Below are 23543 nucleotides of genomic sequence, written 5' to 3'. Positions count from 1 at the left end.
GTTCCGTCGAACTCTCCCGCGGTTTCCGAAACATGAATGAAATGGACGAGCCCGGCAATTACGCTCTCCTTCTAGAATACGACGGTGGATGCTTTTACGGTTACCAAACTCAAAGGCAAACACCTACGATTCAGAACGAAATAGAGAAAGCTCTAGCGATTCTTTTAGGGAAACCCACGCGCATCTACGGAGCGGGGCGGACTGACACCGGGGTTCATGCCCGGGGAATGATCGTAAATTTCAAAACGAAATCCAAGATCCGAGAATTATCTCGCTTCCTACTCGGACTGAATGCACTCACCGACCCAGGTCTGTCCCTCCTAGGAATCAGTCCAGTTCCGGAAAACTTCAATTCCCAATTTTCCTGTACGGCTAGAGAATACGAATACCTGCTTTTAAACTCTAAAATTCCCCGACCTATTTGGAAAAACCGAGTGTTTTGGTACCAACATCGGATTGACGTTTCCCGGTTACGGCAAGAACTGGAACTATTAAAAGGCGAGCATGATTTCCGTAGTCTGGCCAAGGCCACTTCCATGAGGAACCGAAAGACTACGATTCGGGTCATTTATGATACGAGTTTAAAAGAGAGCCCAGAGGAACCGGGATTGTATCGCTTCCGGATTAAGGCAAATGGCTTTCTCCATAATATGATCCGTATTCTAACGGGCACGTTATTAGAGATCGCGACAGGAAAGCGCAAAGAGACGAATATATTGGAAATCCTATCCTCAAAAGATCGAACGATAGCCGGAATTACTCTTCCACCTTACGGATTATATTTTATTCGAGCGTATTACGATTCCTTTCCTCAAATTGATTCACTGTATGTCGATCGGGATACTCTTGGGGGAATTTCACGTTGAAAAAATTTCTCCCGATTGCCTTTTTATTTTTTCCTTGGACCGGTGTCTTGGCTGTTCCTGATGGGCTAAGTAAACGGGCTCTGAACTTTTTAGGCGGATCCAGCATACCTGGAACTTGGAACTTACCGAAGATAGGAAATAGCTTTCGAAACGGGGAATTAGTCGCCCAAGGCGGAAATCTTCCGTCCTCGGGACTGACCCGGTCCGGGAAAAAGAACGACGACAAAGAGGGAGAAGACGAGGAAGCAGAGGACCTCCCCAGCTTTTATGATAATCGGAAACCGGAGATCGGCTTTTGGCTCGGCGCCGCTAACCCCTTCCCCGGAAGCAAATCCCAACAAATATTAAATACGACTCTGGGGGCCGGTTTATTTTTTAGGATACCCTGGCCTTGGATCTTTTATCTGGAATTCGGCGCTTCCTACGCCAATTATCTATCAAGGTCGGAACGTGCTCTTACGACCATTCCAACCTATGGTGCATTGGTTTATAAGCTTCCGTTTGAAATTCCCATCAATTTCCTCGTAAAAGCCGGAGCTGGAGAAACCTATGTAGTCGCTCGTCCAGCAAACACGTCTCGCTGGGATAAAACTTTGTATGCAGGCTTTGAGGCCAGCTTCATCGCAGGAAAAAAAATTCGAATCGGAATTCGAGTGGATTATTATAAAATATTCGAGACAGACTTGGAACCTCCCAGTGCGACCAAATATCCGTACATTGGACCTACGGAAGATTCTCGACTTACGAATCCCAATTATTATCATACGGTAAATACGGAATTTTTCAACTTCGGTCTTATGGTGAGTATGTTCTTATGAATCCTAAAATCTTAACGACCATTTTGCTCGGCCTCATGCTTGCGGCTTGTCGCCAAGGCGACTGGAAAGGAAATCTTACCGGAGCGCCCGTCGTAAGTTCTCTTTTTAATAATAGAATGCTTCTTCTTTTAAAAGCCACCTATGCGACCGATAATCCTCAGGATTTTTCGCAATACAACGGCGGAACGGGAGCCTTGTACCAGGATGATGTACCCGGTGATCCTGCATTCAATCTTACCGGCCTTCCCCTGGCAAAGAACTTACCGATTTTTATCGATATCGGAGAAATCAGGATCTCATCCAAGTACCAACAAGGGCTGGGGAATCTTTCCCAAATTACGACGACAAAGCAATCGAAAGCTTTTTGGGATTTTATCGCGCCGAACCGCGAAGTCTTTTGCACCGTTCCGTATACCCTGAATTCCAATACATGCAGATCGCAAAACGGCGAATTTAAAATGCAGCAATTATTGAACGGAGACGGGGCTCAGTACGACTCGAATGATCCGACGGAGGGGACTAGCCAAGGCAACCCTAGTCAATATTATTACACGGGAGTCTTCCTAAGAAGCATGGTCACCGCCTGGGGAAATATTCCGAATGTGGATCTGACTACGATCACCTTTTTCGATAACTATCCGATCGGCGGCTTCAATATCGTTCCAAGAATGGCCTATGTTCCCGGTGCATTGACAAAATCCACCACTCCGCTGATTTTCCCCTTACTCTATTCTATGGGCGGCGACGAAGGAGGACCCATGGGCAACGGCGACATGGAATTCCGCCCCGGTTATGAACCCTATATCTTCGAAGTGAGGATGAATCTTAAGGAAAACTTAATGGTTCACTCGTTCGCTGCGTTAGACGGATCGAATGCGGGAACCTTGGTTGCGGTCAGCGATTGGAATGTGGATCACCAAGGTCAAACGGATATCGGCGGAAATTTACTACTCCGTTCCCGAACCATTTACCCTAGTTCCGCCTCCCGATTGCTGATCAACGGAGGAAGCGGTTCCACGTACCACTATTATGGAATTTTCCGAGACACCGAAATCAACCTGTTGAAAAAACTACCTTTGATCGCATCTCCGGCTCTTTCGGGGGCTACGCCGATCAAATACATCATGCCAGGACAATACCAGCTCGTTTGCCTAGGAGACATTGCGAGAGTCGACGGTTTTCCGGATACGATCGTACGCCAGACCACCTTTTCCGTTCCTCCTAACGGGAACGGAAATACTATGGCGGTTTCCTTAAACTGTCCGTAATATCTCGCCGATTCGCAAAGTCTTTTCTCTACCGTCGGATGCCTCGTTAGGAAACGTTCCCCAGGATTTCCTCTTGTCTTCCCATCAATCGAACGGTTAGACGGGGTCCGATTTCCTGAACGATTCGCGATGCCACGTAGTTTCCCCATTTTGTCGACCTTTCCAGGGAAAATCCGTGCGTAAGACCATATAGGGCACCCGCAGCGAAACTATCTCCTGCGCCGGTAGTATCCAATAAATTCTGAGCGGGAAAACCTCCGACATGACGTATCGATCCCTGTTCGGATACGAACGCTCCGTTGGAACTGTCCGTCATAAAAACCGTAGGACAAAGGGATGCTACGAATTTAAGAGCCTCTTCTTTCGATTCCGAACCGGCCAAAGCCTTTACCTCGTCTACATTACAAAAAACTACATCACAATATTCTTTAGTTAATTTAATAAAATCTTCCCGGGAGCGATTCACGCAAAACGGATCGCTGTAGGTAAAAGCGACTTTGACTCCCGCTTTTTTGGATTCTTCCATCGTTAAAATACAAGCTTCCTTTGTGGAAGGAACATCCCAAAGATACCCTTCCAAGTAGCTATAGGAAGAAGCTTTCAATCTAGTGAGATCGATATCTTGCTTCGTTAATGTGGACGAGATCCCCAAATGGGTAAGCATCGTTCTTTCGGCGTCCGGAGTCGTTAAAATTACGCAAGTACCGGTATGCCCGTTCGTTACCGGAGGAACTTCGAATAGAATCCCGGCATTTTCCATATCTTGTTTATAGAATTCGCCGTACGTATCTTCGCTGACTTTTCCGGTATAGGTTCCGGTTCCGCCGGAGTTTGCCAAGGCGATCATCGTATTTGCCGCGCTTCCGCCGGAACGCAATTCCTTCTTATGTCCGTCGAGAGCCGTCAAGACCTTCCCCTGCGTTAGGGAATCCACCAACGTCATGATTCCTTTGGTCCAACCTAAATCCTTCAGAAAAGGATCATCGGTTAATACTAAAATATCGACTAATGCGTTTCCGATTCCGAATACGTCGTAATGTTTCATGAAAATCTCCTAAACTATTATAAAAGTAAAATGCAATAAATCTAAAGTGGATTAACGTTTTCCGTTCGCCGACGAAAGCCGACCGGGTAATGCCTCATTCGCGAAGCCATTCGATCAACTCCCAACCGTTCCAAGAGGTTTCGTAGACCAACCTTCCTCGGACTATGGTGGCGAGAAGTTCCAGGAACTCTTCCTTTCTTTCCGTTATCACCCCGCTAAATAGGAAATGATTCGTTTTTAAGGAGGCAATCCGTTCCATATTCGCCTTCAGGACGGCGAAGGTTATATTTGCGACGCAGAGATCGTATTCTTTTTCCGAGACTAATGGGTGATCGAATCCGCCCTCTTCCACTCTAAGTTTCGAATCGGAGATTTGATTTTCATCCCGATTGAAACCGGAAGATCGAACCGCATTCGGATCGATATCGACGGCGAGAATTTCCGAAGCGCCGATTTTGGAAGCAGCGACGGAAAGAATTCCCGAACCTGCGCCGATATCTACCACGCGCTTTCCGGTCAGCTCGATATCCCCGAGTCGGGATAATACCAATCGGGTCGTTTCATGATGTCCGGTACCAAAGGCCAGTCCGGGATTGATGTATATGGGAACGGCAGGTTGAATTTCGGCAGCCTTGGCATTTTCCCAATCGTCCTTTTCCCAAGTTGGTACTATCCAAAACACTCCTACCGAAAAGGGTTTATAAAATTCCTTGTAAGCTTCTTCGTATTCTTTCGTTTCGATCCATCTCGATTCGGCGAAAGAATTCTCCGGAGCGATCGCCTTTAGGTAAACCCAGATTTTCGCTTCCGACGTCGGATCTTCTTCCGCTAAGTAAACCCGAATCGGAGTATTATCCGAAATAATTTCCTCGTCCGGTTTTCTAGCTTCTTCCCTATCGAAAAGAATCTCATAATATCCCGCGACCTGCCATTCATCAAGCAGGGAGGAAAACTCCTCCGCAAAATCTTTAGGTATGGATACCTTAACTTCCTTATACTTCACCCGACCGTCCTGAGGACAAGTTAGGTAGACGGACCCTACCGTCATCTACGATTTCTACATCAAGTGGAACCAGGTATTTTCTTCGATCCTTCACTATCCAAACCCAAATCCCGACGAATAAGGCGATCGCGATCCAGGCTCCGAATCTCCCGTTAGGCAGTACGAAAAAATCGAACAGGCCGTGTTGAAAAACGGCAAGCAGGAATGCCTGGCCTAGATACTTGGCCTTGTCCCCCTTCTCCTTAAAATTACTTTTGATCAGGAACAGGGAGAAGCATAAGTTTATGAGTAAGTGCGCGTTCGTGGATTTCAACGTTCTAGCGATGAAGGTCGCAACGCGGTCATGTTCGTTTGCGGACTGTATATAATGATAATTTTCCACGCCGGCAAATCCTAGCGCCACAAATCCTCCGATCAGGAAAACTTCCGGTAAGAATCGCTTTGCGGTTCTGTCATACGCCACTAAATAAGAAAATCCTAAAATAAGGGCGGATTTACAGGCTTCCTCCATCATTCCCGCCTGAACGAAAGCGATGTGAACCGTCTGGGATAGAATCGACCCGGAAGGTTTTTTACCTGGCACAGGAACGTTGGGCCAGAACCAAGCATTCAACTGCAGAACCAATTCGGTAGCCAGCCAACCTAAGGCAAGAGCACCGAACAGGGTAAACAAGAGTTTAGAAACGGGGATTTTAGGATGAATATAAACCAAGACGAAAGCCCAGGGGAAAATACTCAGGATGGCAAGTAGTTCGACGCTCATAACTCCTCCATATAACGTCCGTCGAACATCTGCACCAAATCACTTTGTAATTTGGTAGGCATAGTTTCGGGATTAATGGTGCCGTTCCAGAAAAGCTCGGTCACTCGAACAAAGCCCTTGGTTCCGGGCGGAGGCATCATCGGAGATAGATTCTCGATCAATTCCAAGGTCCTCCGATCCTGTTCGGGGTAGGGAGAACTTTCCACGAGCTCGACGTCAACGACATCGCCTTCAGGAGTGATCGTGTATGCAACTACGCAGGAATAATTGAGTGGAGCCGTCTTCCAATATTCCATAAAGGATTCGAAGGCCCGCATTTTGGCGGAAATATAATTGGAATATGTGGGAGGAAGTTTCTTTCCTCGAATGCGTTTTACTTCTCCTTTGACCCGCCCCTCGTCGGAAGGTTTCTCGTTCGGAATCTTCTCTCCTTGCTGCGTATTCGGGGTTTCCGTCCCGGTGATCACTCCCCCATTCAAACCTTGCACTTCGTCAGGAAGGTTCGGATCGATGAAATAATATTCCATCGTATTTTCAGGAGTATAGTGTCCTTCCGGTTTGGATTTTTCCTTATCCGCTTTCCGATTAATCATCGCGGGGATGATTAAAATCAAAGAGAGAAGAACCAAGTGAATCAAAACGCTGAGCGCGATATTATTCGCGAACCCGGGTCGTAAACCGCGAGCAGGCAAATTCGTCCGAAACGATCTACGCAATAACCAATGGGAGAAACCGTTGGTCGCCGATAAAAGCAACAACGCGATAAACCAGGGGAAAAAGGAGGAAGCTACTTCGAAAAATTTCTTATCCGGTATCCCGGGCTTCAAACCCAGAGAGGCTAAATAACGAATTCCGAATGCAGGTTCCATCCAAGAGAAAAAGAAAGTCGCAAAGAATAAAAGAAGAAGTAAGTAAATGAACAGAATCGGAAATCCTTTCCAAAGATTTCCGGAATAAATATGCCCCCAACCGGGAAGTAATAAGTCTCGAATCGTCGAATATTTTCGTTTCTTAAAAGCGGATGGAGTTTCCTTAGTCTCGGAAACTCTAGAAACGAAAACCTGTTTTGAAAACCAAGCCCAGGGTTTCCGAAATAAAAAGATCGGACGGCCTCCTGATATCATTCCTGCGACTGCGATCAACCAAGGGAAGAATATCCAAATACTTTCGGACAAAACCACAAAAGGCGCCATCTTTACCCTGAACTCATCCTCGAAGGCTAGATGGTGGGTCAGAATTAAGACGCCGAATAAGGCCAAAATCGAAAAAACGGGTACGAGGATTAGAGGCTTTTTATCCCCCGAGCGCAATTTAGAACGAACCGACTTTGCTTGCAGAAGCATGAATACAAGGCCGAGCAAAAAGAACAGGGGGAGAATAAACCATCCGTGTAAGCCGGATATCTGCGGACTTACTAAGACGAAGATTGAAATGAATTCCTCGGCTTTCGGGGAAAAAAGCTGAATAATTTCGAGAGGATATAAAATTCCAAGTATGGCGATTTGTAACGCCAAAGAAGAAAAAGCGTTTCTTCTAACATTTCTTCCGGTCGGAAACGCAAACAAGACCCCTAGGGGAAAAAAGATGCCGAATCCGACGAACGGTGAAATCCAGGAAAGAAAGTTAATCCCCCACTCTACGATTCGACGTTTACGGGAAAACACTGCCTCGAACATCCTCCGCCTATTGGACCTCCCTAGTCTTCCAACGCAAACAAGAATTGAAGGATTTGCGGGAATTTAATACTTTATCGTAACACCGATTCGGGAATTCTTGGATGCATGGAGAAGAAAGAAACCCTAGATTCATCGTTGAAAGATATCGTGTCCGTATGTAAAAGACGCGGCTTCGTTTATCCAGGTTCGGAAATTTACGGGGGACTCTCGAATACTTTCGACTATGGTCCGTACGGGGCGGAACTTCTCCATAATTTAAAGCGACTCTGGTGGAAGCATTTCGTTCACTTACGAGAAGACGTCGTGGGCTTGGATTCCTCCATACTTCTGAATCCGAAAGTGTGGGAGGCCTCCGGTCACGTTTCGAATTTCAACGACCCGTTGATCGATTGTAAAAATTGCAAAGCCCGCATCCGCGCGGATAAATTTTTGGAAGACCAAAAAGGGGAAGGCGCCGCAACGGGCCTCACTCTGGAAAAAATGAATCAGGTGATTAAGGAAGGAAACTTCGCCTGCCCGACCTGCGGGAACCGCGGCACTTTTACCGAGGCACGCGATTTCAATCTGATGTTCAAAACGTCCCACGGTGCATCCGCCGAAGACGCGCAGGATATCTACCTACGACCCGAGACCGCTCAGGGAATTTTCATCAATTTTAAGAACGTAGTCTCCACCACAAGACGTAAGATACCGTTCGGAATCGCGCAAATCGGAAAATCGTTTCGAAATGAAATTATGGCCAGACAGTTCGTATTTAGAACCCGCGAATTCGAACAAATGGAGATGGAATATTTTTGCGAACCGGGAACCCAGAAAGAATGGTTCTCGCATTGGGTCGATTATTGTTTGAGTTTTTTGACCGATCACGTCGGACTTCGTAAGGAAAATCTGAAGATCCGAAAGCACGAGAAAGAGGAGCTATCCTTTTATAGCGAGGCAACGTCCGATATCGAATACAAATACGGATTCGGATGGGGAGAACTTTGGGGGATCGCCTCCCGTACCGACTATGATTTAACTCAGCACGAAAAATTCTCGGGCGAAGATTTAAAGTATCAGGATCAGGTCGCCAATAAGAAATACATTCCCTATGTCGTCGAACCTGCGTTAGGCTTAAATCGCCTCTTCCTTGCTACGATTACCGATGCTTACTTCGAAGAAAAATTAGCGGATGGGGAAACTAGAACCGTGCTTCGCTTTGCCCCCAAGGTAGCGCCCGTAAAAATAGGAGTCTTCCCGTTGATGAAAAAGGACGGACTCCCCGAACTGGCTCGCTCCATCTTTTCCGATTTATCCTCCTTGGGAAATATGGAATACGACGACGGAGGTGCGATCGGAAAACGCTATCGTCGCCAAGACGAAATCGGAACCCCTTACTGCATCACTGTAGATTACGATTCTCTTAAGGATAAAACGGTGACCGTCAGAGAGAGAGATAGCATGTCTCAGGAAAGACTGCCGATCGCGAACCTCAAGACGTTCTTTGCGGAAAAAATTCTTTAATCGAAGATGCTTGCGTTCAGAGGACAGAAGTCAGAGGACGGACGCGTTCGCTTTCAGAGGTCAGAAGACTGAGGACAGACGCGTTCGCTTTGCTCACGCTAGACAGAAGCTGCTCAATGTCGGAAAGGCAGCTAAGGTAGAGGAAAAGATCTAATGCACAGGAGCTCCAACATAATTCGATTTTAAAAAAATTGTTGTCAGGGAAATAGGAATAATTATCTGTCCTCTGTCCTCTGTCCTCTGTCCTCTGTCCTCTGTCCTCTGTCCTCTGTCCTCTGTCCTCTGTCCTCTGTCCTCTGTCCTCTGTCCTCTGTCTAAGGTTTATAATTCCTAATATCGCCTATGCACTCGTCGCCGTAGATCAAGGGAGTGGATGCATTAAAATTCTCTAATTGTATGGAATAATACATCGTACATTTCTTATTCGTGCAATGAGCACCGTGGGAAAGATCCTGGTGGGAAGACTGCATCGGAATTCCGTTGTTAACCAATCCAACCGCATGACCTAACTCATGCACGACGGTCGACTGCTCTCCCGATTTTCGATACTGGGCGGGAAAAGTGTTAATGATATCCTTGAATACGAAGACCGCCGGCGCGCCTATATTGAATATTCCCGAAATCGTAATTGCTATGATATTGCTGTCTTTCATTTTTCCGTTCACGAATACTACGAAGAAATTCGCCGTTTGAAAATCGGAGGATTTTCTTCTATACTTCGAGGCTAAAGCGACTAAATCACCCACGCTCCAAACATCCTTCCCCTGGCTCGGAATTTCCTGCATTTCTCCCGAGACTCCGGACGGAGTCGAAACGGAAACGGAATAACCCCTATTTGCAAATACATTTTCCAAATTCCTACGAGTAACTTCCCAAACCGGCATGGGCGGGACAGTGCCTGTGAACGTTCCGTCTTCGGGAGTAGCCCCCGTTTCATAAGCGACTTCCACGCCGACGTTTCGAACGGTCGAAAAATAGACGGCCGAACGATCGGGGTCTTGAGATATCACATAATCCAAAACGATGAAATCGAGTACCGGAGCCGGGAGGCCTTCGTGGTGGTTTTGGCAATTTGTGAAGACGAAGAGAGCTAGGAATAGAATTCCGCTAAAAAAACTCCGGACCGCCATCCTATTTAAAAACACTCGACCGGCGTTTTTTTGCATAAAAAATGTCCCTAATCGAGCTTTCATCCCTTCGATAACAGTAAAGATTTAATCCTAAATCAAGTTTCTTTTTTCTTCCGTAGTACTATGAATGCAAAAGATTTTATCATAAAACCCGTTTTACCGGAACAGCGGGAAGCGGCGATCGAACTCGTAAATCAGTTCTTCCGATTCATCAACAAACTAACGTTAGACGGCGTATTTAAGATCCGACCGAGAGCCGCAGCTAAAATGGTGGATATTTATCTGAAACTACGAGGAACGGAGAAGATCGTTTTTTTAGGCGGCTTTCTCGGAGAAGAACTGGTTTCCCTATTGATCGCAAGAGTCGAAGACAAGCCGTATCTCGAAGAGGAAAAAAACCTTTATATCGACCTCGCAATCACGAAACAAGGGAAGCGAAGATCCGGTTTTATGAAACCTCTCGTCGAAGCTACCTTCGAATGGGCAAAAATACAGGGAATCAAAGCGATAGAGTTACGTGCAATCGCCCAAAACGAAAATGCGGTTGCCTTTTGGAAATCCTTGGGCTTCGATCCTTTCTATATTCGTTTTCGAAAATTAGTCGATTGAACCGACAAGCTTAGATGAATATTTTCAACTTTCCGTCGGTTTACTTATCGCGATATTTGTTTCTCGCTATTTGCTTTGATTGCGAAACGCAGGGCTTCCAGGGATTTTTTTAAGAGATGAGTAGATTCACCATCGGCCAAAATTTCCTGTTCCGTGATATCTTTACCTGATAACGGTATCGTTAGGGAGGCCTCGCGGATAATATTCGCAGACAGTACCGTCATGATTTCCACAAGCGAATCATACGCTATGGTGGCACGTTTCGAGGAGTTCAAGATTGCCACCGGCTTATCGACGAATTCTCCGCTTCCTACAACCCAATCTAGAGCGTTCTTTAAAACGCCCGTAATTCCGTGGGCATATTCCGGACTTGCAATCATAATCGCGTCTGCCGATCGCAAAGCGGAACGATAACCCAAAACACTTTCGGATTCCTGCCCTTCCAAATCGGGATTAAATAGAGGTAGGTCTCCGATCCCTTCGTAAATATCGAATTGCACAGATTCCGGTACCGAACGCATTGCCGCAGAAAGTAGAGCCTTATTCACGGAACTCGAACGCAAGCTACCTACGATACCCAGAATTTTCAAAGTCGAATTCACCAATAAATAAACCTTTAATGCTTTGAAAGAAAGCCCTTCGGCTCGTTAAAAGCCATATTCGATTGGACTTAAATTCGGATCGTTTGTTCGTCTGAAAATACCAGAGGTCAGAAGACAGATGCGCTCGCTTTCAGAGGACTGAAGACTGAGGACAGACGCGTTCGCTTTGCTCACGCTAGACAGAAGCTGCTCGAAGTTGGGAAGGCAGCCGTGACAGAGGAAAATCCACTAAAACACAAGAATCTTTCTCTAGTACGTGGAAACTCCGCTCAGCAATGCTCTGTCCTCTGTTCAACCGCTATTCCAATAACTAATCGTTGCAGTGCCGAGATTAGTCCCGACAGGTAACGCTATATTATTCGATGCGGAGATTATATGCAAATAACTGCATGTATCGGTGGTATAGCTGCTATTATATATGGCAATGCCGATGGAAACGGATCCGTTGCTGAAATCTTGGGGATATTGCACCGTATAAGTGTTCGCAGCAGGGGACGCTCCCGGAAAACTAAACGAGTCCGACATATTCAAAGCACTGCAGCTTTTCTGAATCAAGATCGTCAGGTTCGTCGAAGTCGCAACCGAAGCCCCTACGATCTGATAACTGACCGTATAATTCATCTGCGGCAAAGAAATCTGTCCGGACGGGGTATTTGCAAGGGAGAAGGTCCCGCCATTCGGGCGATTGGAAAGAGATAATCCCAATAAACCTAAAGTAGCATCCGTCTGGCTCGAACTCTGGGTAACTTTATTCGCCTCGGACTCGGTGATCAGCAATGCGCCGCAATTGAGAAAAAGGAGCGCAAGCAATAGCGCAAAGATTCCAAGATTGTAGCGACTCGAAGCATGATTCGTTTTCAAATATTTCATTTTAATCATGGGCTAATACCGCTTATCGGGCTTTAGTATAATCTCTAACCCGAAATCGTTCAACCTAATTCTTTTCCTTCATTCTATTTAAGAATTTTCTAACTCCTTAAAATCCGAACAAACAGACGCAAAAAATACTATGAAACAGAAAAGGGGACCGAGTCGGTCCCCTTTTCCATCCCTCGTTCGAGGGATATCCTTCAGTAAACATCCTCGATAGAGGAGTTCCTCCGAATAGATTCCTAATGGAAAAGTCTCAATAGGAGTCCGCCTTGTTGAACGAAGAATTCTGCAAAGACAAGACTGGTTATTGCCATGAGTTTGATAAGGATATTGATTGAAGGTCCGGAAGTATCCTTTAACGGATCACCTACGGTATCTCCCACAACGGCCGCTTTATGCTGATCGGAACCTTTTCCCCCCGCGGCTTTCTCGATATATTTCTTGGCATTATCCCAACCGCCTCCCGAGTTTGCGGAAGAAATTGCAAGAACCACTCCTGCGACAAGAGCTCCTGCAAGAACTCCTGCAAGAGATTTGATACCGAAAAGATAACCGACAACGATAGGCGTTAAAAGAACGAGTAAACCCGGTAGGATCATTTCGCGAAGAGCCGCGGATGTTGAAATATCAACGCAGCGTTTGTAATCCGGCTTGGCCTTTCCTTCCATGATTCCCGGTATTTCGCGGAACTGTTTCCTAACTTCCTCCACCATATCGACTGCGGCCTTGCCGACGGATTTCATCGTCATGGCGGTAAAAACGAACGGTAGCATGGCTCCGAATAATAAACCGCCGAATACTTCCGCGTTTAAAATATCCAGACCGACCGTACCGGTCCTCGTAATAAAGGCGGCAAAAAGAGCGAGCGAAGTAAGCGCCGCCGATCCGATCGCAAATCCTTTACCGATTGCCGCAGTGGTATTACCCGCGGCGTCCAGGGTATCGGTCCGGTTTCTGACTTCTTTGCCTAATTCCGCCATTTCCGCGATTCCACCTGCGTTATCCGAAACAGGTCCGTATGCGTCGATTGTCAGTCCGATTGCGATCGTGGAAATCATTCCAAGCGCCGCAATGGCAATTCCGTACATTCCCGCTAAAAGATTCGCGGTTACGATCGTGATCACCAATAAAATTACCGGAACCACCGAGCTTTGGTAACCTAATGCCAGGCCGTATATGATGTTAGTGGCCGCACCGGTCTTGGAAGCTTCCACAACTTCACGAACCGGTTTGTAGGAATGAGAAGTATAATACTCCGTAATCAGCCCGATAAACATTCCGGAGAATAGACCCACGATTAAGGAAACGTAAACGTTCCATTTCGTAATCGTTTTGCCCGCGATCTCGAAAGAATCGGTCATGTAAATATCGGTCACGAAATACATGATCGCGGCGACCAGTAGAGTCGAAACCCAAAGCTGGATCTTTAAGACGGTCTCGACGTTACCGCCTTCTTTTACCCGAGCAATAAACGAAGTTAAAAGAGATGCAGGAATTCCGAACGCCGAAATCAATAGCGGATACAAAAGCGCGTCTACGTTTCCCGAAAGGCCCGCTGCAGTGGCTCCGATCACGAGCGCGGCGCAAGTAGCTTCCGCACAGGAACCGAATAAATCGGCGCCCATTCCCGCCACGTCGCCTACGTTATCTCCGACATTATCCGCAATCGTTGCGGGGTTACGAGGATCATCCTCGGGAATTCCTTTTTCGACTTTACCGACCAAATCGGCACCCACGTCGGCTGCCTTAGTATAAATTCCGCCGCCGACTCGACCAAAAAGGGCAACTGCCGATCCGCCTAAACCGAATCCTGCGAGTGCTTCCATTAGAAAAAGCTTACTGACGTTCGGAAACATGCTGGTGTAGAGAAGGAAAAGACCGATCATTCCAAGAACGGCCAGACCGACTAAACCGAAACCCATCACTGCACCAGAATCGAAAGCGACCCTGAAGGCTTTCGACATGGACGTTTTTGCCGCTTGGGCCGTTCTGACGTTCCCGGCAGTCGCGATCTTCATTCCGATAAAACCGGAAAGGCAGGAAATGACCGCTCCGGAAACGAATGCAATAGCCGTAAAAAGGCCGTCGTTGAAATCGGCCGATTCCGGGTTATCTAAAAGAAAGAAGATCAACAAGGCCATAAAGCCGATGAACAGGGAAATAGTTTTATATTCCCGAACCAGGAAGGCCATAGCGCCTTCCGAAATAGCGGAGGAGATCTCGACCAATTTTTTGGATTCTTGGTCTTTACCGCCCTCGGTTCCGATGGTAATCCTGGTGACCTTAAGCGCGTAAATTACGGCGGTCAAAATTGCCAGGACGGCCAAGGACAGAATAATCGTTACCGAATTCATTCAGAGAAACCTCTTGTTTTTTTTAAAATGTCCGATGGTTTAAAAAGATGGGAATGAGCATTTTTTGGGGCACGGCGGATCTTGGTTGCATACGAATGCATTCGACCGTGTATACGAAGCTTACACTCCAGGGCGGGCTCCTATAATGCGACGCACATTTTCCATTTGGTTCTTTCTAGTTATTTGCACTATAAAATCCATCCTACCCTTGAATTCAACCTTTTCTTGGGAGGAACTCCTACAGCAAGCCGCCGAGGAAGTCCGGAGGGGAAGATACGAGCAGGCTTTAGAAAAACTCAGGATCGCGGACGAGACCGGAGAAGCTCGGGACTTTCGCTATTATTGGGTGTTGGGAAAAGCCCAATTGGGACAAGGGAGCGAATTAGACGCATTGCGGAATTTTCGGCACAGCTTACAGCTCCAGCCGGACCAACAACCTCTGCTAAGGGAAATGACGGAGCTATACGATAGACTTCGCCTCCCCGACAAGGCGTTGGAAACGGCCAGAGTGATCCTAGCGAAACAACCCGATGACGCCGAACTTCGTTATCGCGCGATGGTTTGGGCCTCGCGAACCGGAAACCTAGAATATTACAAAAATGCAGTACGGGAATTAGAAGTCTCTAATCCGTACGCCTCCGATGAACGAGCGCTTTTGGACGAAATTCGCATTTTACAATCCGGTAAAAAAGACGAGATTGTCATTTCTCGTTGCCGTAAATTTCTCCCGTTTTTTCCGAAAAATAAGGACCTCCATCGAACCTGCATACTTTCCTATAGAAACAAGGACCCGAAATTATTCGAGGAAGGATTGATCCAACGCGCGGTAATTTTCCGGGACGATCCGGTTTTTCAACATATTCTTTCCATGGAATACTTGGACCAAAAGAGATACGTGGATTCCTGCGCATTGGCAAGAAGGGCGCTGCTCTTGGCCTTACAACAAAGTCAGCTTCCTGAAAAAGACTATCTAGTACCGATTCGGAGAATCTATCTCCAAAACGGTTCGGTTAACGATACACTCGCAATGGATTTGCTGGAGGACGTTCTTTTGAAGAAGAAAAAACTATCCGGGAGCGAATGGGAAACTCTATTGAAGCAAACTCGATTTAATTGGGAAATACTCAGTTTTGCTATATCCGAAATCAAGAAATCCGAAAGGACCGACGAATCCGAGAAAGCCATCTCCGATTTGCGACAAAGATATTTGTCCCTCCGAAGCCAAGAAAGGGAAAACGATTTATCCAGGTTTGCCGGTCCTTATCATCTGGATAGAAGCTTCGAGTCATTTTTGGAAAATGCGTCCGCAGGGGAATAGGCAGAGGAAACCGAGCACCGATCTTCCGTTTCGAGTATAGGCTTTCAGTCAATTTCCGATACCTAGGATTGCTACAAAAATCTTGGAATAACGGTTATCAAAGGATCTGCAACCCCTCGATAACCGTTCTAGTCTTAATTAATTCGGTTTGCCAACGCCGAGAATCGAGTACAATAACCAGTCCCGACTAAACCATAGTACCAGGATTCTTCCATCCTAAGATCGGAAATTCTACTGCCGGCGGCAAGAGCCGTCAATTTCGAATACGCCTCTCCCTGTCTGGAATTAATTCCGATCGGAATAAATAGAAGAAGTTGAAATCCGCAAGATTCCGCCGAGATCGGATAACTGGAAATCGTTTGTCCTTTTGTCGGCGGTTTAACTACAGGGGCTTCGGGAATTACGAGCCGAGTCGAATCACAGCCGATGAAAAACAACGCGACGATCGCGCTCATTAGTAACGAATTGTATCTCATTGTACTGCGTCCCCTGAAATTTTTAGACAACGTAACGTCCCTAATAAGATCCATGTCCAGCTTTCCTCGATCGTAATATTCGTAAGAGCTACGGCTCCCGGCGCCTGCATTAGAGCGTTCGAATAGGCACGGTCCACTCTAGAATTATGCATGATCGGGAGAAAATAATAGGCGGTGAAACCAAGGCCCAAAAAGCCGCATGCCTCGCCGTTTACTCTCCGAATAGCCTTTTCATTTCCCGTTAGTTTCGGCTGGATCAGTACTTCCCCGGAAGTACATGCGATCGATCCGATCAGTAACGGAAAAAGAACCAATAACAAAGTAATATTCTTCTTTCTCATTCGACCAAAAGCCACCGGCGCGACTTTTTTGAAAAGAATATTCGTATTTTTAATATATTTAAAATAACATGCCTTATTTAAAATAATGAATATAAAAATTATATTCAAATATAGAATATTAAAGTTATTATAAATGGAATCAAAAAAGGAATAAACCGAGAGGACGAATAGATTCTTGAGACATTCTCGGTCCGCTCAGTCTCACTTAAATCATACGAAAATTATCCAAACTCTCGCGAATAGAGTTCAAAAAGTTAAAATTTACTCCAACAACGAGAACCTCTATTTTCAAAATCCTAAAATTATCATATAAATCCAAATAAAATCATTTCACCGATAAACGTAAAACGAGACACCAATGACTCTAAAGCTCCTCGAAAATTTAGAGGCTTCGATTACGAATCACGATTCAACTCTTGCAAATCCCTAGTATTCCCAACCGTAAATGCTATTAAAAATAATAAAATTTATCAAACTATCAAATTCTACAGTAATATAAAAATACCAAAATAATAAATAATTTTTTATTATTTTGAAAAAATAAGATAGAAAATCTACGATCTCTCTTGCGGCGGCTTTCCGCAATTCCTGGGGAAGGTGTTTGCTTAGGTAACGAGTCTATCGATCGCTTATATCCAATTTTGGATATAAGCCGCTAGTAAATTTTACAATAAACCGATTCGTTTAAAAATAAAAAAAGGAGGTTCAAATCGAATCGCTAAACCGAGGATATTCCGATCGACAGGAATTTATTTGCTTGAAAGAAGTCCAAGGTTAGAACCGGCCTCGGACCAACGTCGTTTATTATCTTGACACGAATTCGAAAAAGTCTCCTATGAATCCATGCTTAGATCTCGGATTCGTTCTGTTTCACTCGGAATCATTTCAATTTTTTTCTTCTTAAATACCTGCATTGATTATCATCAATTCCCGGAAGAGTTCATCCATAAAGCTCCCGAAAAGACGACCGGCAAGAGTATTCTATATTATAAAATCGAGAACGGAACGATTTTCAAAGGGAAAAATCGTCTGAAAGAAATTTTTGCCAAGGAAACCCCTTTTTCCGAAACGATATCCACTGCAAATCCGCCGGCAAAGGGGTTATTTGTAAGAGTTCAAATCGAGTCCGTCCCCCCCAGTATTCCGGCGATCCTATTCGGATATTTTTCCATGGCAACTTTAACGATACTTCCGGCTTGGAGTAGAGAGGACGGCTACGATGTGGAGTTCCAAATCTCGAAAGATGGATCTCCCGTAAAATCATACACGTATCCGATTCGCAGAAAAGTTTTCGCCTGGATTCTTATGCTTCCGGTCGTTTGGATAAACGCATCCACTTATAATGAGCAGGAAGCCTTTGCGGCGATAACGAATAAGTTCTTCGCGGATTCGAAGGACTTTCTAAAATAGAATCCGAAAGGGGTGATTCTGTCGGATCTCCTAATCTATCGTGACAGGCAACGTCTAACGAATCTGAATCTATGATACGGATAATAACGATTCTCTTTCTGTCTACTTCTCCCTTGCTGGCATGCGATTTCTTTTCGGATTGGACGTTGCGTGTACCGAACGCCGAAGAATCTCTTAAGATCGAATCTTTAAAGTTTTACATTCAGGAATTGAATTCGAATCGATTGCATATCGATAAAAGCTTTTACCGTCGAAAATCAAATTTTCGGAAACTCTTCGGGTTTTCTTTTTCGGGCGCGGATTTATCCGCATGGCTCAATTCTCGAATTAAAGTTTTCAAGATGGGACCTACCGGGAAATATATAGCTTATTTTCACGACGGTATGGTCGTACTTGGTAAAGATTTTTTTACTCTTCCAAAAGTGGAACAGGCCTTAGTTTTAATTCACGAAGCGAGACATGCCGACGGACGGGAATTCACACATTCGAAATGTCCGGAAGGATTTCCGTACGTCAGCCTGCGATCTCCCAAAATTCCCCTGGAAAATACGGAAGCCTGCGACGATCGAGTCGACGGTAGTTACGGTTTCGGTGCCGCGTTTCTGTTCGAAATATACGCGTTCGGTTTATATCAGACCGGAGAAGAGAGATTCGTTTTAGGCTTGTATAACTCCGAAATTGCCAGGATCGTTATTCCGGAGAGTAATCATTTCTAATGCATTCAAAAAACAAAATCGCGCACTATTTAAAGCGAGTATCTATAATCCTGTTTTTGAACCTATCGATTTCCCAACTCAATTCCTGCACTCGCAAAGATCATTTCGTAATATTAGAAACTCCTAATAAGAATTCCGGAATACTTTACGTAATTCGCCCGATCGCAACCCAAATGGCGATTTGGAACTATTCCTTTCGTTTGTACAAATATACGGGAAATTTCAAAACCGACAAGAATCCGCAGGAAATAGGTACGATTCGATTGTCTAACGGTTCCTTTTTTATGGAAAATTTGCCGGAAGGATTTTATAAACTTACTTTAAATTCGGACGAATCCGTCGAAAAAATATTCAAGCTAAAGAACGAAGAAGTGCGTTTCTTAGAATTCATCATTTTTAGTAAAAGCGAGTTCTCGGGCCCCGAGTATTTTTTAAAGGAAATAGAAAAACAAACGGCTCTAACGCATCTATTAGAGGACAAAAAATTAATCCGAGAGCCTTCTAAAATCTATTTGGAAACCTCGAAATAACCGTTCAATAATTTCAGGAAATCTTTTGCCCCGTCGCTTCGCCCTAATTGCATCCAGTCCACATGACCTCCTCCTCGAATCTCCCAAAAAATTTTCGGGTCGGAGGCCAATCGAAAAACTTCCTTTCCGTTATCGAACGGAACGACCGGATCGTTAGTGCCATGAATGACTAAAAGCGGAACAGGAGCGATCTTCGGAATATATTCTTTCGGACTGGCTACGTCGCTGAAAAACGGAGCGAGCAGAAATCCAATCGGAGGGAATAGGGTCTTATTTGCTATTTGCTTGGCGACGGAACGGTAGGAAAAAAAAGTCCCGTCAGCTACGACCAGACCTAGATTCCCTTTTTCCTTCATATCCGGAATGGATCTCAGGGCGATTGCACCTCCTAGGCTCTGTCCATAAACGATAAGTTTTTTATGAATTGATTTCGCGTATGAATGGACGTAATCCAAGACGATTAGACTATCCTTGTAAATGCTTTCCGGATCGGGTTCGCCGCCGGAAAGTCCGTAACCCCGATAATCGTACGTATATAATTCGTAGCCTTGGTTAACCAACCATACCAACGAAATAAAATGCGTAGTCATATTTTCCCCGTTACCGTGAAACTGAAGAATAACTCCTTTCGGTTCGTTCGACGATTTATGTTGATCGGTTATTTGCCATAGATGAAGACGAATTCCGTCTTTGGCGGTTAAGAATATATTTTTGCTGTAAAAACCGAGTTTTTCCGGAGAAAAATACTCCTGCTTTGAAGGATGATAGTATAAGCTAGTGCAAGCGAAACCGTTTATCAAACAGAACAGACAAATTGTTTTAAAAAAGAAAATTATAAGAAAGTAAAGCTTCTGCATAATACCTCATAGAATTTACCTCGAATCTCAATTCGTTATTCTTATTTATCAGATAGCGAATTTTAAGATTCCCCGAATAGTTGTTTTCGTTTCCGCTTCCCTGATAATATTGATATGCTCCGTACAATTGAAATTTCCAAGATCCGTATTCTTTTAAGACGCTGACGACGGCTTCGGGTCCGTATCGGACTCCCCCGTTGAAAAACGCAGCAGGCTGCGCTTTTACTCCGCCGAGAAATGAAATCAAAACCGGAGCTTTTTTTTGCGAGAATTCGTCCTGAAAAGAATACCCATATAGAACCTCGAAATTTCCGGCCTGTTTCCGGATATATTCGCGCCCATCTTTCTCACCCCTCGCTACGGCATCCATATTTAAAAGTTGAGCGGTCGGATCCCCGGTGAGTAAAGCACCTAACCGATTTACGTTCAAATCTTTCTGGAATTTCTCCTTTTCCACCATAACGGTGTCCGTTCCAATATCGATTCCGTACGAAAATTGTTTCGAAACCGCATTATACGGGGTAAAAGACAGCAAACGTACCAGATTCATAGAGGTAAATTCCAGCGGAGCCGCTTCGTATTTGCGAAGCGTAAAATTCATAAATTGGACTTCCGAATTCGGAACATGTCCGCGATCCGTATTTAAAATATCATGATATGCGACTCTGTATTTATATTCCGCAAAGGGCCCCACATTAGAAAAACCGAATCCTGTCGAAACTCGACTAAGAGAATGCGAATCTTCCGGTGGAGTCGTCATTTCCTCATTTTCATTAATCGTAATCTGCTCGTTAATTTTACTTCGAAGTAGCAGAAACTTTCTATATCTGGCTTGCTCGGCTTCCGAACTCTTATCTCTCGATTTTCTGTACCGGTAGGAATCTAAAAGCGTATCCAGAATCAAAGGGTATCTGATTCCGATCGGTTTTACGGAATCGATTTCCTTTTCCCCGTCCAGAAGAGACCAATACATCTCCTTCTCTTCGGACGTCATTGCTACGATTTTTTGTTTCACTTTGGAGTAAAGCGAAGGGCGATATTTGCGATCCACCACTAAACCCGGCACGGATAAATATATCTTTACGGTATCCGGAGGGGCTACGATCCAACTTGCCTTGCTGGAAATATCAAGATCGGGATCGGCGGCCTCGAGCAGTCCTAGCATATGGAAGGAACAATTCTGAGTAAAAAAGTAATAATCGAAATAATTCCTCCCCATCTCCCATAAATGGCGTAAAAATCTCTCTCGATCTTCCTTGGAAATGTTCAAACGATATTCCCAAAGATCACGACTTTCCATATCGTTGTATTCGTTTACTTTAAGGTAATACGGAAAAAGGGCGAACATTCCCGGATAACCTCCGGTCAATCCTCGAAAAGTGTAGGTAAAAGGATTCGTGTCGTCGGTGTTCGCGGCGTAATTTACTCCGTAATCCAGAAGTTCCGAGTCCGCATTTTTAGCCGAATCGATTTTGAATAAAGTATGACCCAACACGGAAGCGGGTGATTGCATATAAAAGGACGAAAATACGACCGTGATGCTTCCAGGATCCAATGCCTCCCTCCAATTTTGAAACCGGGCGCATTCGCGTTCCTGCAATAGCGCCCCATTAAAGGACAATTTCTGCTTCAGCCAAAAATACCGTTCAGGATAAATGCATTGAGGATGCATGGCTCCTTCCTCGACCGGTTCCGGCGCAAAAAAGGCGCGGATCGTAGCCCTCATTTCTTCAGCTGGGTTTACTCTTCCTTCCGGAGAAAGAAAATAGAGAACGCTGTCGGACTCGCTTTCCACGCCTCCCCAAAGATTTTTGGAATACCGCTGTAGACGATACCAGTGTTTTTCCTCGTACAATTTTTTCTCATCAATCCGTTTGAGCAAATCGTTTAGATAAACGGATTGGGTCGGATCGGTAGGAATAAAAGTCGAATAAAATCGATTTCGTTTCAACTCGTCCTCCGGTTTCGGAAGAATAACGCGAGGTGGTTCCGACTCGGAAGAAGTCACAGGCTCCTCTTCAATTTTTGAATTGGAGTTTTCGCCCGAAAGCTCCGGCTCTTTTTTGCTTTGGCCGAAAAGGGAAAGGATGAGAAAGAAGACTAATATAAAAGTAAGACGTTTGACTTTCGTCACAAAAAAATACCCTGGGGGTCTTAGCTCCCCAGGGTATTTCTTAATTAAAAGGCTGCAAACCGATTTTTAAATCTTGCAGGAATTTTTGAGTTCTAAGTCACTTCCGACTTGGCTTCTTAAATTCGTCAGCACCAGGCTCGGATCTTTTAAAGACGCAGAGGTAAAGATTCTGGAATAATTCTCCTTCGCGACCGTTTGAAAACGTTTCGAGTCTTTAGGACAACCGAAAAGAGATGCCAAGTTACTGAGCTTTTCCCCCTGTCCTTTTGCGATTTCCTGCTCTAAGCTTTCGTAATTCATATGGACGAAAATTTCCTGAGCTTTTTCGGTCCGAACGATTCCGTCTTTCGTGCAGCCGGAAGTTCCGGAAGTGATTCCGAAGGTCTGATTGTATGAAGTCCCGTTGGTCGTCGCCGCAAAAATTTGCTCGATTCCATTTCCGCTAATTATGATCGAACCCAAACCGCAACCGGCTTGCCCATAACCTTTCGCCGAAAGATTCGCAATTCCGAAAGAGAATGCAAAACAAGAAATAAAGGATAAAATAATAAGTTTTCTCATGATCTTTTATTCTCCGAATTTATAGTAAAGCGCAGCTTTTTGAGAGGCTTTCGTTTTTACGAACTTCAGATTTAACGGCTGAAAGTAGAAGTGCTGGAGTAGTATCGGAATGAATCAGAGAAGAATATTTGTCCTTCGCCATTTTACCGAATTGTGCCGAAGAAATATCCGAAGTGCATCCTAATAGCTGAGCGAACGTATTTAATTTTTCACCTTTTCCTAATGCCATTTCCTGTTCGAGACTTTCATAATTAACGGTCACGAACAGCTCCTGGGCTTTCTCTTTCAGGACAATTCCGTCGGAACTGCAATTTGAAGTTCCTGAAGTAATTCCGAATGTCTGAATCCCGGTCGCATTTAAGGTTGCCGCAAAAATCTGAGAAATATCGTTGCTCTTTATGACCAGAGAGCCTAAGCCGCATCCCGCCATCCCATAGCCTTTCGCTTCCACTCTCGGCGATACAAATAACGCACCTGCCAAAGCAGTAACTGATAGAACTGCCAATAATCGGTTTTTCATTCTACTGTCTCCTAAGGAAAAATAGGGCTTCACCGTATTCAGGAAAAGTCGGCAGTCAATGACTTTTTTGCGCTACTTGCGAGAGTCCGAAGCCTCAAAGGTCGAACGACAGAAATAAATCGATTTTTTATTTTCTTTACCCTACTTAGGATAGCTCAAACATCCCGTTT

General features: G+C 45.0%; 23 protein-coding genes. 9 read left to right on the top strand and 14 right to left on the bottom strand.

Annotated features, from left to right (window positions below):
• Positions 1 to 32 precede the first annotated feature (32 nt).
• Genes truA through LEP1GSC047_RS06560 form a run of 3 tightly spaced genes read left to right on the top strand, consistent with a single transcriptional unit; the run spans position 33 to position 2952 of the window.
• Positions 33 to 866: a tRNA pseudouridine(38-40) synthase TruA gene (gene truA, locus LEP1GSC047_RS06570; protein WP_010411488.1), complete on the top strand. Its 834-nt coding sequence runs from the start codon at positions 33 to 35 to the stop codon at positions 864 to 866.
• Positions 863 to 1684 carry a hypothetical protein gene (locus LEP1GSC047_RS06565; protein ID WP_010411491.1) on the top strand — a complete coding sequence of 274 codons (822 nt, stop codon included), beginning with the start codon at positions 863 to 865 and terminating at the stop codon, positions 1682 to 1684. Before truA ends, LEP1GSC047_RS06565 begins: the two co-directional genes overlap by 4 nt.
• Complete coding sequence (locus LEP1GSC047_RS06560; protein ID WP_010411495.1) at positions 1681 to 2952, top strand: LIC11270 family surface protein; 1272 nt, start codon at positions 1681 to 1683, stop codon at positions 2950 to 2952. The genes LEP1GSC047_RS06565 and LEP1GSC047_RS06560 overlap by 4 nt, the downstream gene beginning before the upstream one ends.
• Positions 2953 to 2998: 46 nt before the next feature.
• On the opposite strand, the gene LEP1GSC047_RS06555 is transcribed toward LEP1GSC047_RS06560, so the two are convergent.
• The 4 genes from LEP1GSC047_RS06555 to LEP1GSC047_RS06540 form a co-directional block, all read right to left on the bottom strand.
• Positions 2999 to 3997, bottom strand: a complete 999-nt coding sequence (locus LEP1GSC047_RS06555) for an adenosine kinase (RefSeq protein WP_010411497.1) — start codon at positions 3995 to 3997, stop codon at positions 2999 to 3001.
• 94 nt (positions 3998 to 4091) lie between these two features.
• A complete protein-coding gene (locus LEP1GSC047_RS06550) occupies positions 4092 to 5000 on the bottom strand; it encodes a 50S ribosomal protein L11 methyltransferase (protein WP_010411500.1) in 909 nt (302 codons plus the stop codon).
• Positions 4990 to 5763, bottom strand: coding sequence for a PrsW family glutamic-type intramembrane protease (locus LEP1GSC047_RS06545; RefSeq protein ID WP_010411503.1), 774 nt, complete (start codon positions 5761 to 5763; stop codon positions 4990 to 4992). Before LEP1GSC047_RS06545 ends, LEP1GSC047_RS06550 begins: the two co-directional genes overlap by 11 nt.
• Positions 5760 to 7439 carry an energy transducer TonB family protein gene (locus LEP1GSC047_RS06540; RefSeq protein ID WP_010411506.1) on the bottom strand — a complete coding sequence of 560 codons (1680 nt, stop codon included), beginning with the start codon at positions 7437 to 7439 and terminating at the stop codon, positions 5760 to 5762. Before LEP1GSC047_RS06540 ends, LEP1GSC047_RS06545 begins: the two co-directional genes overlap by 4 nt.
• Before the next feature lie 105 nt (positions 7440 to 7544).
• On the opposite strand from LEP1GSC047_RS06540, the gene LEP1GSC047_RS06535 reads away from it, so the two are divergent.
• On the top strand, positions 7545 to 8942 hold the full coding sequence (locus LEP1GSC047_RS06535) for a glycine--tRNA ligase (RefSeq protein WP_010411509.1): 1398 nt from the start codon (positions 7545 to 7547) through the stop codon (positions 8940 to 8942).
• Positions 8943 to 9256: 314 nt separating this feature from the next.
• Here LEP1GSC047_RS06535 and LEP1GSC047_RS06530 read toward each other — a convergent pair whose 3' ends face one another.
• Positions 9257 to 10108, bottom strand: a complete 852-nt coding sequence (locus tag LEP1GSC047_RS06530; RefSeq protein ID WP_020988407.1) for a hypothetical protein — start codon at positions 10106 to 10108, stop codon at positions 9257 to 9259.
• Between the two features lie 87 nt (positions 10109 to 10195).
• Between LEP1GSC047_RS06530 and LEP1GSC047_RS06525 the strand changes: the two genes are divergently transcribed.
• Positions 10196 to 10681 carry a GNAT family N-acetyltransferase gene (locus LEP1GSC047_RS06525; protein WP_010411514.1) on the top strand — a complete coding sequence of 162 codons (486 nt, stop codon included), beginning with the start codon at positions 10196 to 10198 and terminating at the stop codon, positions 10679 to 10681.
• A gap of 44 nt (positions 10682 to 10725) precedes the next feature.
• On the opposite strand, the gene LEP1GSC047_RS06520 is transcribed toward LEP1GSC047_RS06525, so the two are convergent.
• From LEP1GSC047_RS06520 to LEP1GSC047_RS06510, 3 genes are all read right to left on the bottom strand, one after another.
• Positions 10726 to 11283, bottom strand: coding sequence for an NADPH-dependent FMN reductase (locus LEP1GSC047_RS06520; protein WP_238325528.1), 558 nt, complete (start codon positions 11281 to 11283; stop codon positions 10726 to 10728).
• Positions 11284 to 11574: 291 nt separating this feature from the next.
• Positions 11575 to 12162: a hypothetical protein gene (locus LEP1GSC047_RS06515; RefSeq protein ID WP_010411518.1), complete on the bottom strand. Its 588-nt coding sequence runs from the start codon at positions 12160 to 12162 to the stop codon at positions 11575 to 11577.
• Positions 12163 to 12395: 233 nt separating this feature from the next.
• Entirely contained in the window at positions 12396 to 14510 is a 2115-nt protein-coding gene (locus LEP1GSC047_RS06510; RefSeq protein WP_010411520.1) for a sodium-translocating pyrophosphatase, read from the bottom strand.
• A gap of 145 nt (positions 14511 to 14655) precedes the next feature.
• Between LEP1GSC047_RS06510 and LEP1GSC047_RS06505 the strand changes: the two genes are divergently transcribed.
• On the top strand, positions 14656 to 15828 hold the full coding sequence (locus tag LEP1GSC047_RS06505; protein WP_010411522.1) for a tetratricopeptide repeat protein: 1173 nt from the start codon (positions 14656 to 14658) through the stop codon (positions 15826 to 15828).
• A 134-nt stretch (positions 15829 to 15962) separates the two neighbouring features.
• Here the strand turns inward: LEP1GSC047_RS06505 and LEP1GSC047_RS06500 are convergent, their stop codons facing one another.
• The gene (locus tag LEP1GSC047_RS06500) at positions 15963 to 16304 is read right to left on the bottom strand and encodes a hypothetical protein (protein ID WP_010411524.1); all 342 of its coding nucleotides are present in this window, start codon (positions 16302 to 16304) and stop codon (positions 15963 to 15965) included.
• Positions 16301 to 16645, bottom strand: coding sequence for a hypothetical protein (locus LEP1GSC047_RS06495; protein WP_039934364.1), 345 nt, complete (start codon positions 16643 to 16645; stop codon positions 16301 to 16303). The genes LEP1GSC047_RS06500 and LEP1GSC047_RS06495 overlap by 4 nt, the downstream gene beginning before the upstream one ends.
• 843 nt (positions 16646 to 17488) lie before the next feature.
• Between LEP1GSC047_RS06495 and LEP1GSC047_RS06490 the strand changes: the two genes are divergently transcribed.
• The 3 genes from LEP1GSC047_RS06490 (at position 17489) to LEP1GSC047_RS06480 (ending at position 19301) form a co-directional block, all read left to right on the top strand.
• Positions 17489 to 18055, top strand: a complete 567-nt coding sequence (locus LEP1GSC047_RS06490; RefSeq protein WP_010411528.1) for an LIC12231 family lipoprotein — start codon at positions 17489 to 17491, stop codon at positions 18053 to 18055.
• 71 nt (positions 18056 to 18126) lie between these two features.
• Positions 18127 to 18771: a hypothetical protein gene (locus tag LEP1GSC047_RS06485; protein ID WP_010411531.1), complete on the top strand. Its 645-nt coding sequence runs from the start codon at positions 18127 to 18129 to the stop codon at positions 18769 to 18771.
• Positions 18771 to 19301 (top strand): hypothetical protein, encoded by a 531-nt coding sequence (locus tag LEP1GSC047_RS06480; RefSeq protein ID WP_010411532.1) that lies wholly within the window; start codon positions 18771 to 18773, stop codon positions 19299 to 19301. Before LEP1GSC047_RS06485 ends, LEP1GSC047_RS06480 begins: the two co-directional genes overlap by 1 nt.
• Here LEP1GSC047_RS06480 and LEP1GSC047_RS06475 read toward each other — a convergent pair.
• The 4 genes from LEP1GSC047_RS06475 to LEP1GSC047_RS06460 form a co-directional block, all read right to left on the bottom strand.
• The gene (locus LEP1GSC047_RS06475; protein WP_039934184.1) at positions 19280 to 20158 is read right to left on the bottom strand and encodes an alpha/beta hydrolase; all 879 of its coding nucleotides are present in this window, start codon (positions 20156 to 20158) and stop codon (positions 19280 to 19282) included. The two genes, LEP1GSC047_RS06480 and LEP1GSC047_RS06475, sit on opposite strands and share 22 nt — an antisense overlap.
• Positions 20121 to 22292 carry an Lnb N-terminal periplasmic domain-containing protein gene (locus LEP1GSC047_RS06470; RefSeq protein ID WP_010411537.1) on the bottom strand — a complete coding sequence of 724 codons (2172 nt, stop codon included), beginning with the start codon at positions 22290 to 22292 and terminating at the stop codon, positions 20121 to 20123. The genes LEP1GSC047_RS06475 and LEP1GSC047_RS06470 overlap by 38 nt, the downstream gene beginning before the upstream one ends.
• A 66-nt stretch (positions 22293 to 22358) precedes the next feature.
• Positions 22359 to 22853, bottom strand: coding sequence for a DUF3015 domain-containing protein (locus tag LEP1GSC047_RS06465; RefSeq protein ID WP_010411540.1), 495 nt, complete (start codon positions 22851 to 22853; stop codon positions 22359 to 22361).
• 19 nt (positions 22854 to 22872) lie between these two features.
• Entirely contained in the window at positions 22873 to 23373 is a 501-nt protein-coding gene (locus LEP1GSC047_RS06460) for a DUF3015 domain-containing protein (RefSeq protein ID WP_010411541.1), read from the bottom strand.
• Between the last annotated feature and the right edge of the window lie 170 nt (positions 23374 to 23543).

The organism is Leptospira inadai serovar Lyme str. 10 (genome assembly GCF_000243675.2).
Classification (GTDB): domain Bacteria; phylum Spirochaetota; class Leptospiria; order Leptospirales; family Leptospiraceae; genus Leptospira_B; species Leptospira_B inadai.
Note: the sequence above shows the minus strand (reverse complement) of the source record. Positions and strands in the feature narration are given on the sequence as shown.